Raw genomic sequence first — 12,002 nt, 5'->3', positions numbered from 1 at the left:
TCCCGTACGACCTACGGCACGCGTGCGTGTCGTTCTGGTTCCACTCCGGGGTGAGCCTCGCCGAGGCTGCCCGTCACGCGGGGCGGAGCGTGGCCGTACTCCAGCGCTGCTACGCCGAGATGCTGGGCGCAGGGGCGTTCAATCAGCCACCTGCGAACGCCACTTCAAGCCTCTGGATCAAGGTCGTCCACCTTGACTCCGAGGGTCATCCGTCCGAGGTCCCACACCGTCTGGGAGCGATAGCCCGGACCGTTGATCGGTGTCCAGCACAGAGGGCAGAAGATCGAGTCGATGTCCTCATTGAATTGAAGTTCCGCAGGCTGATCGGGAACAGCCCTGGCTACCGCGAAGTCGATCGGTGCCTCCATGTGGCATTCCGGCCCGCCTTGGGTCGTCCAGAACGGGCCTGCCCCATGACCGGGCGGAAGGGGACGGAAACTGTTGCCGGCCCGGACGAGCGCGTCGACCACGGCCTCCAGATGGTGATTCGTATGATCCACGGCCTCAGTGTGCGCCGGCTGTCCCGAGCGCCGAGGTCCGCGGGCAGGTGACGCAGGGGCTCGTCAGTGTGAGACAGGGTGAACGCGGAAGGGGTGCCGCTCCGGAGAGTGGCACCCCTTCTGACCTGCAAGCTTCTGACCTTCGAAGCGGTGGGTGTGGGATTTGAACCCACGGTGACATCGCTGCCACGACGGTTTTCAAGACCGTTCCCTTAGGCCGCTCGGGCAACCCACCCCGCGCCGCCCACGATCGTGGGCGGCGCGGGGACAAGACTAACGGGTCAGCTGTCGCCCTCGCGCTGTCCCAGGGTGACGTCCACGGTGTGGGTCTTGCCGTCGCGCGTGTACGTGAGCTTGACGGTGTCGCCGGGCTGGTGGGTCCAGATCTCACCGATGAGGGTCGGGCCGCTGTCGATCACCTGGTCGTCGAGCTTGGTGATGACGTCGCCGGGCTTGAGGCCGGCCTTGTCGGCGGGGCCGCCGGAGGTGACCGCGTCGGAGCCGCTCGCGCCCTGCTCGGTGATCTTCGCGCCGCCGGTGCCCTCTTCGAGGGAGACCGACGCGCCGATCACCGGGTAGACCGGCTTGCCGGTCTTGATGAGCTGCTGGGCGACGTTCTTCGCCTGGTTGATCGGGATCGCGAAGCCCAGGCCGATGGAGCCGGACTGGCTGGTGCCGCTGAGGCCGCCGCTGCTCGTCGACTGGATCGCCGAGTTAATGCCGATGACAGCGCCCTGATCGTCCAGGAGAGGACCACCGGAGTTGCCCGGGTTGATCGAGGCGTCCGTCTGCAGGGCGCTCATGTACGAGGCCTTGCTGCTGGAGCTGCCGTCACTGGAGGCCACCGGGCGGTTCTTGGCGCTGATGATGCCCGTGGTCACCGTGTTGGAGAGGCCGAAGGGCGCACCGATCGCGATCGTGGAGTCGCCGACGGCCACCTTGTCGGAGTCGCCGAGAGCCAGCGGCTTCAGGTCCGACGGCGCGTTCTTGAGCTTGATGACCGCGACGTCGTAACCCTGCGCGTGGCCGACCACCTCGGCGTTGTACTTCTTGCCGTCGGGGAAGGTCGCGGTGAGCTTGCCGCCGTCGACCGCGTCCGCCACGACGTGGTTGTTGGTGAGGATGTGGCCCTGGGTGTCGAACACGAACCCGGTGCCGGTGCCGCCCTCGCCGTTGGTGCTCTGGGCCTCGATGGTGACGGTGCTCGGCAGCGCCTTGGCGGCCACGTTCGCGACCGTGCCCGAGGCACGCTTCACGCTGCCGCTGTTGCTCGGGGCGGAGACCGTCGTCGAGTCGGTGGAGTTGTCGTTGTTCTTGGCCAGCGAGTAGCCGATGCCGCCGCCGACGCCGCCCGCGACCAGCGCCGCCACCAGGATCGCGGCGACCAGGCCACCGCGCCCGTTCTTCGGCTTCGGCGCGGGCTGCTGGTAGGACGAGCCCCACCCGTCGGCTCCCGAGCCGCCGCCGTCCGCGTACGACGGGGTGGCGGGCGGCGGAGGCGGCCAGCCCGCCTCGGCGGCGGAGCCGGGGGCTCCGGTGCCCTGTGCGTACGGGTCGGCTCCCTGCCCGGCTCCGGCGGAGGCATACGCCGACTGCTCCGCGAGCGCCGGTGCCTGCCCCGGCGCGCCGGGGGCGCTCGGAGGCACCGCCGGGATCGGGGCTGTCGGTGCGCCCCCCTCGGGCGCAGCGGTCTGCGCGGAAGCAGCGGGAGTTTCCACCGGCACAGGAGGTGCGGACGGGGCCGGGGGTACTGCAGTGCCCTCGTTCTCGGTGCTCACAGCTCTTCTCCTCGATCCACGGCTGTTGTTCTCGGTCGCACTCGGTCACGCTCACTCACGCTTGTCGACGGCCCGGCGCGATTCAGCTGTGCATGTGCTCTTGTACGCCGTCAGCTTTTCCCACCGGACGTCAGAGCACCATAAGCGGTGGCTGTGGGTCCGGGGCCATTCTTTATAACGGACCTGTCAGTCGAAATTGACCTATTCCTGACGTCTCCGACCTCACGCCTGCCCCGCGACGGTGGCACCATGACGCGGTGACCCTCGCACGACAGCACCCGATTCAGGTCGTCGCCCACCGCGGAGCCTCCGAAGAGGCCCCCGAGCACACCCTGGCCGCGTACAAAAAGGCGATCGAGGACGGGGCGGACGCCCTCGAGTGTGACGTACGGCTGACCGCGGACGGGCATCTCGTCTGTGTCCATGACCGGCGCATCAACCGTACGTCCAACGGCCGCGGAGCGGTCTCGGCCCTGGAGCTCTCCGAGCTCGCCGCGCTGGACTTCGGCTCCTGGAAGAACCGTGACGAGTCCCCGGACTGGGAGTACGGCCCCGGGGACCCGGAGGACACCTCGGTCCTCACCCTGGAGCGACTGCTCGAACTCGTCGCCGACGCGGGCCGGCGCGTGGAACTGGCCATCGAGACCAAGCACCCCACCCGCTGGGCGGGCCAGGTCGAGGAGCGGCTGCTGCTCCTGCTGAAGCGTTTCGGCCTGGACGCCCCGGAGTCCGCCGCCGAGTCGGCCGTACGCGTCATGAGCTTCTCGGCGCGCTCACTGCACCGCGTCCGGGCCGCGTCCCCGACCTTGCCCACGGTCTATCTGCTGCAGTTCGTCTCGCCCCGGCTGCGCGACGGACGACTGCCCGCGGGTGTCCGGATCGCGGGCCCGTCGATGCGGATCGTACGCAGTCACCCTGGGTACATCGAACGGCTGAAACGAGCCGGGCACCAGGTGCACGTCTGGACCGTGAACGAGCCCGAGGACGTCGATCTCTGCGTTGAGCTGGGCATCGACGCCATCATCACCAACCGCCCGCGCGCGGTACTGCGCCAGTTGGGCCGCTGACTTCGCGGCCCCCTTCCTGAAGCCACCTCCGGAACGCACCCCGAACCCCCGGATTCCACCGTCGAATTCAGGACACGCGATTACAGGGAGTGCACCGGCGCGTTCGGTCCGTATTCGATCGTTACGAGTGCGTCAGCAGACGTGGATTGGCCGGTTTCCGGTCCAGTCCAAAGGGGCATTCACACCGTGGCGTGGGGCAAAGGAGGTCTCGGGGGTGGCGTTGGTGGTGGCACAGGAGGTGCCCACGTCGTCGAGCATGGCCGTACCCCATGGCCCTGCGGGCGTGGGGAAAGCAAGACACCGGATGCGTGATCAGCTGCGCTCCGGTGGCGTGGCGGAATCGGTCATCGACGATGCCGTACTGATCCTTTCCGAACTGCTGAGCAACGCGTGCCGACATGGCAGGCCGCTGGGCGATGCCCTGGCCGGCGACGGCGACGTCCGCGCCGCGTGGCGCGTCGATCCGTCCGGAAGACTCACCGTCGAGGTGACGGACGGCGGTGGTCCGACCCGCCCGGTTCCGGCCACGCCCTCGGTCACCGCGCGCGGCGGCCGCGGGCTGAACATCATCACGGCGCTGGCCAAGGACTGGGGCGTGCGGGACGACGCCCGCGGTGAGGTCACGGTGTGGGTCGTCGTCCAGGAGGACGTGGCGGACATGGCACCCGCGCGCCGCCGTGACGACTTCGCTACGCGCGTCGCGTCACCGACCGTGTCCGGAATACCCGACCTCGACTTCGCGGACGCCTTCGACGACTTGGACTGAGCGACACACCGATCCAGGTCCTGCACCGAACCAGGTCCTACGGCGATCGAGGTCCTGCACCGATCCGGTCCTCCGCCGAACCAGGTCCTACGCCGATCGAGGCGCCCCCCGGCCGCCTTCCTGTGAGCGCGGTCGGACCGAGGCACACGCGGACCGAACCACCGGTTCCGGGACGACTCGGTGCGTTGTCCACAGGGTCCCGTCGGCCGTCGTACGAACGGCTAGGCTCGCGCCCGTACAGGACGAGCTGTGATCGGGAGACACCCACGATGGCCAAGAAGCGACCCCAGACGAAGGCCAAGCAGCCTCAGCCGAAAGATGGCGCCCGCGCCGGAGGCGCTGATGGGAACTTTCCGGTTGTCGGCGCTCGCGAGCCCTGCCCCTGCGGCAGTGGCCGCCGCTACAAGGCCTGTCACGGCCGAGCGGCGGCGCACGCGGTGACCGAGCTGGTGCACCGCCCCTTCGAGGGCCTGCCGGGCGAGGGTGACTGGGTCGCGCTGCGCGAGCTGGTGCCCGCCGCCACAGTCGAGCTGAAGCTCAATGAGAGCCTCCCCGAGGGCGTCCCCTCGGTCACGCTCGCCACCGTCCTGCCCATGGCGTGGCCCGCGCTGCGCCGCGACGACGGCTCGGTCCTGCTCGGCCTGCAGAACGACACGGCGTCCGGTGACATCAGCCGCGATCTGGCCGACACCCTCCAGCGCGCGCTCACCGCGCAGCCCGGCACTCCGGTCGAGGGCCGGCGCGCCCCGGCCGACGGTCCGCGGCTGCAGGACCTGCTCGACCCCGAAGGCGCGTTCGAGCCAGTTGTGCACCCGGGCTTCGAGTTCTGGGTCCCGGACGCGGAGAACGCCACGCCGGAGGTGACCGCCTCCCTGGAGCGCGCCAACGCCGCCGCCATCCCGACGGTGAAGCTCTCCGGGGTCGACGCCGCCTACTGGTGCGAGACGCCCGACAAGAACCACCTGCGGTGGGTCATGCCGCACCCGGAGGAGCAGCTTCTGGACGCGCTGGCCCGGCTGCACGCGGCCGGCCGGTCGAGCCTCGGGGAGGGCACCCGACTGGTCGGCTCCTTCCGTGCGCACGGGCTCACGGTGCCGGTCTGGGACCTGCCGACGGGGGTCACGGCGGACGACGTCGAGAAGCCGGCGGCCGAGTTCGCCGAGCGCCTCGCCACCGCTCTGGCCACGGACGCACCGCTCACCGCGGACGAGCGCCGCGCGCGCGGCGGCCTCACCAACCGACAAGTAACTCTCAGCTGATTCACAGACAGCGAAACTGACCGACTGGTCAGCTGGTCAGGACCTCGCAAACGGGTGACTCCTGTCACAACTCCCCGTTGTGACAGGTAAATCCGTGTCCGAATAGCCGAGATCGAATTTGCGAACCGCCGATCTCTTGTTACCGTTCGAGTAGCCCGGTTGCTGGTGCATCCCCCGTCGCCAGCAACCGGGTCTTTCCATGCGCGCCATCCCGTACGACGTCAACAGCCTTGCTACTGGCCCGAGTTGCTCCCCGAGCGCAGCAGCAGCGGCCCACGGGACCCCGCGCCTTTCGCGAACTCCGCGACCGCCGTGTAGGCCCCCGCATCGCCCGTCGTGCGCTCCCTGGGCGTCTCGCACGCCCCCGGATCGTCCTCCGCGCCCACCGCGCAGTTCATCTGCACCGTGCGCCCGCCAGGGCCCATGAGGCTCAGTACGGAGCTCAGCTCATCGCCGGTCGCGTTGCGGTAGTAGGTGCGCGCCCAGGTGTCCTCACCCTGCGTGAGGACACAGGTCTGCGCCTCGACACCGTCGGGCGAGGAGAGTTCTGGTCCGCACCGGGCGGCGGTGGCGAGGCCGAGACCGAGCAGCAGGGGAGAACGTGCGGGGGCGGGAGCCACCGCCCCCTTGCCGTCGTCACGTCGACCGTCGTCATGGCGGTCGTGGTCGTGCCCGGACGCACGCACGACCGCGGGACCGGCGTCGCCCGGATCACCGGAGTCGCCGACAGGTCCCGCGGATGCCACGGCCAGCGGAAGGGCCACCGTGACCGCCACTACGCCCGCGAGTGCGAGCAGGCGAAGGTTCATACCGGGGAAGATAACGAGCGGGGGCGGGCGCGCGGTTCACCGCGCGCCGGGCGCCCCTACAACTCGGGCGCGCTCACACCCGTACGAGTGAGGGCCTCCACCACGGCGTCCACGACGGCCTCGACATCGGGCACCCAGGGGGCGGCCGAGCCGGGCAGCGGGGCACGCTCCCAGCGGATCTGGTCCTGGCCGGTCTCGGAGGGCGGCAGCGCGATGTAGCCACCCTCGCCGTGAAAGCGGAGGGAGCCGGGGACGAAGTCCTTGGCGTAGAGCAGTTCGCCGAGCTGCTCCATGGAGTACGGCGCGACGAGGATCGCCCAGCGCGTGGCCGACGCGACGACCGGGCCGAGGCGCATGCCCTTACGGTCGAGGGCGTCGAGGGCGCGGGCCGCCGCGAGGGCGGGCAGGCTCACCGCGCAGGGAGCCGTGCCTCCGGTGGCCAGCACGATGGGTGCCGACGGCCGGTTGGTCCACCACCAGCGCACCATGCGCTCGTCGGTGGTGGCCGCGAGGAGGCCGGGGTCGAAGGGGTGGGCGCCGGGCACCGTGCACTCCGGGTCGGGGCATCCGCAGCGGGCACGCCCCTGCGGGTCCGCCGCCACACCCGGGAGTACGGGCCACCGCCATTCGGTCGCGAAGGTCAGGGCCGCGCCGAGCACCTCAGGCCTCCCGTTGTTCCGCCTGTTCAGCCTGGACAGGAGCCTGCGTCGCCTTCCGAGGATCTCGCGCATGAGCGCTCGTTCCTTTCCGTTGCACGCCTGGCAACACCGAGGACCACATCACACCATGTGTCGATCACTTCACTGTGCGTACCTGCTGGCGCATCACACCCCTGCTGGAGACAAGGGAAACCCCTCTGGGCCGAGCATTTGGCTGCGTCCGCGTCCATACTGCGTCTGTCTGAAGCATGGGCATGGCGTGGGGTGGCGGCGCCTGGCGTTTTACCGTCCCGCGTATTTCTTGCCGCCTCCGCCACGGGAGGATGGGGCACGGTCGTCGGTGGTTAAGACGCCCGGGTCCACTGCCAGGTTCCGGGAGGATCCCAACCACCCCTGGCCTTCACCGAGTACGTACCCACGACCGCTGTGACGCTCCGTCGAACTAGGCCAGTCGACCGCAATAAGCCGTTACCCGAGTTAGTTTTAAGCCAACTTTGCTTTCCCGCAAGGGTTACCGGGAGTCTCATGGACACCAGGAATCCCCGCAGGACAATGCTGGACATCCCCTCACGAGTGCGTGTACATGTGGAGACACTGCTAGCGGCGCAGGACGACATGGGGGTTTGCGATGCTATTGAGCAATACGCACCGGTCGGAAAGCCGGACGTCATGAACGCCCCTCACCTTCCGAAAGTGGCTGGAATCGATTCAACGGTTCCCTCGCCCGCACACACTGTCGCGCCGACGCCTGCCGCCACGGGTGCCTCTTCGGCCACCTCTCCCACCGGCGCCGGAGCCGTCCTCCAAGATCGTCTGGCGGGCTGGGTCTCCGACCTCACCACACTCCACGAACTCACCGAGCGCCTGGCGCGCACCGCGACACTGAGCGACGCGCTGCAGGAACTGCTGCGCGCCGGAGCCGCTCTCGTGGGCGCCCGGCGCGGCCTCGTCGTCATGGAACCGGGCGACGGACTCGGCCCCGACACCACGATCGGCCTGGGCCTCGCCCGGGCGGATCTCGGCCACATCGAGACCGTGCCGCGCAGCTCCATGTCGTACGGCAGGATCCTGGACGGACTGCCGGGCGGCGAGGGCGAGATCGCACAGCCCGATCTCTTCTCCGAGGACGGGCTCGACCCCCGCCACCGCGAGGTGGCCGCCCGGCTCGGCTACGCCGCGAGCTACGCACTCCCCCTGGCCACCGACGCGGCGGGCCGCCTGGGCGCCGCCGTATGGCTCTACGACGAGCCCGCCGAACCGGTCGAGCGCCAGCGCCATCTCATCGGCCTCTACGCCCGGTACGCGACCGAGCACCTGGCACGGCTGGTGGAACTGGAGCGCACGCGCGCGTGCATGACGACGATCTCCGAGGAGCTGCTTCCCCCGCGGCTTCCCCGGGTCTCCGGCGTCCAGCTCGCCGCCCGGCACCGCACAGGGCCGCGCGGCGGCGGCGACTGGTACGACGCGCTGCCGCTGCCCGATGCCGCGCTCGGCCTCGCGGTCGGCTCGGTCACCGGGTCCGGGCCCAGCGCGGTCGCCGCGATGGGCCGGCTGAGGGCGTCCCTGCGGGCGTACGCCGTCATGGAGGGCGAGGACCCCGTCGCCGTCCTGTCCGACCTCGAACTGCTGCTCAGGCTGACCGAGCCCGCCCGCTCCGCGACCGCCCTCTTCGCGTACTGCGAGCCCGCGCTGCGCAAGCTCACCCTCGCCGGTGCCGGGCACAGCCCGCCCCTGGTGATCGGCGCGCGGCGCACGGAGTTCGTGGAGACCTCGCTGTCGGCGCCGCTCGGGATGCTCGCCTGCTGGGAGGCGCCCAGCGTCGAACTGACCGCCGAGCCCGGCGAAACCGTGCTCCTGTACACCGACGGCCTGCTGCACCGCACCGGCGACCCCATGGACCGCGCCTTCGCCCGGCTGCACGCGGCGGCTGCGAGCGTCCCCAGGGCGGTACGCGACGATCCCGGCGCGATCGCCGATCACGTCCTGCGGAGTGTGCTGCCGGACGGGCTCGACGAGGCCGACAGCGACGAGGACGTCGTCCTCCTGGCGGCACGGTTCGAGTGAGCCCCGCGTAGCCGTACGTAACAGGCCTTCCGGCCCTGGGCCCCCTTCAGTACGACCGTACGATGGAGGAGGTCCAGAGTCGTATCTAGGAGGCAGACCGTGTCGGAGGCGCTCAACCCGGAGACCCCGGAAGCCGTGCTCGACGAAGCCGCTGACGAAGCAGGCGAAGAAGAGCCCATCAAGCAGCGCAAGAACGGCCTGTACCCGGGCGTGTCCGACGAGCTCGCCGAGAACATGAAGTCCGGCTGGGCCGACACGGAGCTGCGCGGCCTTGAGCCGATCGCACAGGCCGAGTACACCGCCGCCCGCCGTGCCGCGCTCTCCGCGCGCTTCCCGGGCGACCGCCTGGTGATCCCCGCGGGCAACCTGAAGACCCGCTCGAACGACACGGAGTACGCCTTCCGCGCCTCCGTCGAGTACGCGTACCTGACCGGCAACCTGACCGAGGACGGCGTCCTCGTGCTGGAGCCCACCAGCGACGGCCACAAGGCGACGATCTACCTGCTGCCGCGCTCCGACCGTGAGAACGGCGAGTTCTGGCTCTCCGGCCAGGGCGAGCTGTGGGCCGGCCGCCGCCACTCCCTCGCCGAGGCCGAGCAGCTGTACGGCATCCCGGCGTCGGACGTGCGGGAACTGGCCGCCGCGCTGAAGGAAGCCACCGGCCCCGTCCGGGTCGTCCGCGGCCACGACGCCGGGATCGAGGCGGCGCTGACCGACAAGGTCACCGGCGAGCGGGACGAGGAGCTGCGGGTCTTCCTGTCCGAGGCGCGCCTGGTCAAGGACGAGTTCGAAGCCGGCGAGCTGCAGAAGGCCGTCGACTCGACGGTGCGCGGCTTCGAGGACGTCGTGAAGGTCCTGGACAAGGCCGAGGCGACCAGCGAGCGCTACATCGAGGGCACCTTCTTCCTGCGCGCGCGGGTCGAGGGCAACGACATCGGCTACGGCTCCATCTGCGCCGCCGGTCCGCACGCCTGCACGCTGCACTGGGTGCGCAACGACGGCCCGGTCCGCTCCGGCGACCTGCTCCTGCTGGACGCGGGCGTCGAGACGCACACGCTCTACACCGCCGACGTCACGCGCACGCTGCCCATCAACGGCACGTACACGGAGATCCAGAAGAAGGTCTACGACGCCGTGTACGAGGCCCAGGAGGCCGGTATCGCGGCCGTGCAGCCGGGCGGCAAGTTCCGTGACTTCCACGACGCCGCGCAGCACGTGCTGGCCGAGAAGGTCGTCGAGTGGGGCCTCGTCGAGGGTCCGGTCGAGCGGGTCCTGGAGCTGGGCCTCCAGCGCCGCTGGACCCTGCACGGCACCGGCCACATGCTCGGCATGGACGTCCACGACTGCGCTGCCGCGCGGACCGAGACGTATGTCGAGGGCACGCTGGAGCCGGGAATGTGCCTGACCGTGGAGCCGGGGCTGTACTTCCAGGCGGACGATCTGACGGTGCCGGAGGAGTACCGGGGCATCGGCGTCCGGATCGAGGACGACATTCTGGTCACGGAGGACGGCAACGTGAACCTCTCCGCTGCGCTGCCTCGGCGGTCGGACGAGGTCGAGGCGTGGATGGCCTCCCTGAAGGGCTGACGTAAGGATGATGGCCGGGTACTTGTAAGTGCCCGGCCATTCGTCTGCGCGTAGTTTGTAGCTGGTCGCGCAGTTCCTCGCGCCCCTAAAGGGGCGCGTTGTACTCACCCGGGGGGATTCGGTGGGCGGCGACTTCTGGTCCGGTGTCGGGGTCGATCTGCATCTGGAGCCGGATGCCGCGGCGGGGCGCAGGGCCGGGCTCGAGCGGGCGCTGCGGGACGCCGTGCGCGACGGGCGGCTCACCCCCGGCACCCGGCTGCCCGCGACACGGCGGCTCGCGGCCGAGGTGGGTGTCTCCCGGGGCACGGCCAAGGCGGCGTACGACCAGCTGGTCGCCGAGGGGTATCTGACGGCGCGGCAGGGGTCGGGCACCGAGGTGGCGGCGCTGCCCATGGACGGCGTGTCCGCGGCTGCCCGGGCTCCACACGCGCGTGCACCCCGTTTCGATCTGCGCCCCGGCAGCCCGGACGTCAGTACGTTCCCGGCGGCGGCCTGGTTGCGCGCCCTGCGGCGCGCGATCGCGACGGCGCCCTCCCTGGCGTACGACTACGGGGACCCGCGCGGGCGCATCGAACTGCGGACGGCGCTCTCGGGCTATCTGGGACGCGCACGGGGTGTCATCGCGCCCCCCGAGCGGATCGTCATCACTTCGGGGTACGTGCAGGGACTCGCGCTCCTCACGCGCGTGCTGGACGGCGGAACGGTCGCCATGGAGGACCCCGGGCTGCCGTTCCACCGGGATGTCGTGCGCAAGGGCGGCGGAACCGTGGTCCCGCTGCCGGTCGACGAACGCGGCGCCCGCGCGGGCGCGTTGGATTCCGCCGGAGCGGACGCGGTCGTCGTCACGCCCGCGCACCAGTACCCCACCGGTGTCACGCTGCACCCCGAGCGGCGCCGGGCACTCACCGACTGGGCACGCGCGCGTGACGGGCTGATCGTCGAGGACGACTACGACGGGGAGTTCCGCTACGACCGGCAGCCCGTCGGCGCCCTCCAGGGAATGGCACCGGGCCACGTCGTGTACCTGGGGACGGCCTCCAAGACACTCGGGCCCGCGCTGCGCCTCGGCTGGATGGTGCTGCCGCCGCACCTGGTCGACGCGGTGGCCGACATCAAGCTGCACAGCGACCACCACACCGAGTCCATCGGCCAGTTGGCGCTCGCCGAGATGATCGGCAGCCACGCGTACGACCGCCACGTGCGCGCGTGCCGGCTGCGGTACCGGCGGCGCAGGGACCAGCTCCTCGACCGGCTGGGCGCACGGTCGAAGGTCCGCGGGATCGCGGCCGGCCTGCACGCCTTGGTGGAGGTGGCCGACGAGGCCGAGGTGCTGGCGCGGGCGGAGGCGGAGGGGCTCGCGGTCGGGCATCTCGGGGCGCACTGGCACGCGCGCGATGAGGGGCGGCCACAGGGGTTGGTCGTGGGCTACGGGACGCCTCGGGAGCGGCTGTATCCCGAGGCGTTGGAGGTGCTCGGGCGGGTGCTCCGGGGAGAGCGCCGCCCGGAGTGAATT

General features: G+C 70.6%; 10 protein-coding genes and 1 tRNA gene. 6 read left to right on the top strand and 5 right to left on the bottom strand.

Translation table 11 applies throughout. The features are described 5' to 3' along the window. Nucleotides 1-164: 164 nt before the first annotated feature. The 3 genes from OIC96_RS24770 to OIC96_RS24760 all read right to left on the bottom strand — a co-directional run bounded on the left by OIC96_RS24770 (nucleotide 165) and on the right by OIC96_RS24760 (nucleotide 2,278). The gene (locus OIC96_RS24770) at nucleotides 165-500 is read right to left on the bottom strand and encodes a hypothetical protein (protein ID WP_330310436.1); all 336 of its coding nucleotides are present in this window, start codon (nucleotides 498-500) and stop codon (nucleotides 165-167) included. A 148-nt stretch (nucleotides 501-648) separates the two neighbouring features. Further along, nucleotides 649-735 (bottom strand) — tRNA-Ser (locus OIC96_RS24765). A 46-nt stretch (nucleotides 736-781) separates the two neighbouring features. Beyond that, nucleotides 782-2,278, bottom strand: a complete 1,497-nt coding sequence (locus tag OIC96_RS24760; protein WP_330305733.1) for a S1C family serine protease — start codon at nucleotides 2,276-2,278, stop codon at nucleotides 782-784. A 257-nt stretch (nucleotides 2,279-2,535) separates the two neighbouring features. On the opposite strand from OIC96_RS24760, the gene OIC96_RS24755 reads away from it, so the two are divergent. From OIC96_RS24755 to OIC96_RS24745, 3 genes are all read left to right on the top strand, one after another. Next, entirely contained in the window at nucleotides 2,536-3,345 is an 810-nt protein-coding gene (locus OIC96_RS24755) for a glycerophosphodiester phosphodiesterase (RefSeq protein WP_330305734.1), read from the top strand. A gap of 127 nt (nucleotides 3,346-3,472) precedes the next feature. Further along, the gene (locus OIC96_RS24750) at nucleotides 3,473-4,111 is read left to right on the top strand and encodes an ATP-binding protein (protein ID WP_330305735.1); all 639 of its coding nucleotides are present in this window, start codon (nucleotides 3,473-3,475) and stop codon (nucleotides 4,109-4,111) included. Nucleotides 4,112-4,380: 269 nt separating this feature from the next. Further along, on the top strand, nucleotides 4,381-5,370 hold the full coding sequence (locus OIC96_RS24745; protein ID WP_330305736.1) for a DUF5926 family protein: 990 nt from the start codon (nucleotides 4,381-4,383) through the stop codon (nucleotides 5,368-5,370). Between the two features lie 233 nt (nucleotides 5,371-5,603). Here OIC96_RS24745 and OIC96_RS24740 read toward each other — a convergent pair whose 3' ends face one another. Both OIC96_RS24740 and OIC96_RS24735 read right to left on the bottom strand, forming a co-directional pair. Continuing rightward, nucleotides 5,604-6,179: a hypothetical protein gene (locus OIC96_RS24740; RefSeq protein ID WP_330305737.1), complete on the bottom strand. Its 576-nt coding sequence runs from the start codon at nucleotides 6,177-6,179 to the stop codon at nucleotides 5,604-5,606. A 56-nt stretch (nucleotides 6,180-6,235) separates the two neighbouring features. After that, nucleotides 6,236-6,910 carry a bifunctional DNA primase/polymerase gene (locus tag OIC96_RS24735; RefSeq protein ID WP_330305738.1) on the bottom strand — a complete coding sequence of 225 codons (675 nt, stop codon included), beginning with the start codon at nucleotides 6,908-6,910 and terminating at the stop codon, nucleotides 6,236-6,238. A 480-nt stretch (nucleotides 6,911-7,390) separates the two neighbouring features. Between OIC96_RS24735 and OIC96_RS24730 the strand changes: the two genes are divergently transcribed. The 3 genes from OIC96_RS24730 (at nucleotide 7,391) to pdxR (ending at nucleotide 11,999) form a co-directional block, all read left to right on the top strand. Continuing rightward, nucleotides 7,391-8,902 carry a PP2C family protein-serine/threonine phosphatase gene (locus tag OIC96_RS24730; RefSeq protein WP_330310188.1) on the top strand — a complete coding sequence of 504 codons (1,512 nt, stop codon included), beginning with the start codon at nucleotides 7,391-7,393 and terminating at the stop codon, nucleotides 8,900-8,902. A gap of 99 nt (nucleotides 8,903-9,001) precedes the next feature. Beyond that, nucleotides 9,002-10,489, top strand: coding sequence for an aminopeptidase P family protein (locus OIC96_RS24725; RefSeq protein WP_406501789.1), 1,488 nt, complete (start codon nucleotides 9,002-9,004; stop codon nucleotides 10,487-10,489). Nucleotides 10,490-10,610: 121 nt separating this feature from the next. Further along, the gene (gene pdxR / locus OIC96_RS24720) at nucleotides 10,611-11,999 is read left to right on the top strand and encodes a MocR-like pyridoxine biosynthesis transcription factor PdxR (RefSeq protein ID WP_330305739.1); all 1,389 of its coding nucleotides are present in this window, start codon (nucleotides 10,611-10,613) and stop codon (nucleotides 11,997-11,999) included. The last annotated feature ends 3 nt before the right edge of the window (nucleotides 12,000-12,002 follow it).

The organism is Streptomyces sp. NBC_00775 (assembly GCF_036347135.1).
GTDB classification, from domain to species: Bacteria; Actinomycetota; Actinomycetes; order Streptomycetales; family Streptomycetaceae; genus Streptomyces; species Streptomyces lutosisoli.
This window is presented reverse-complemented; position numbering and strand designations above follow the sequence as displayed.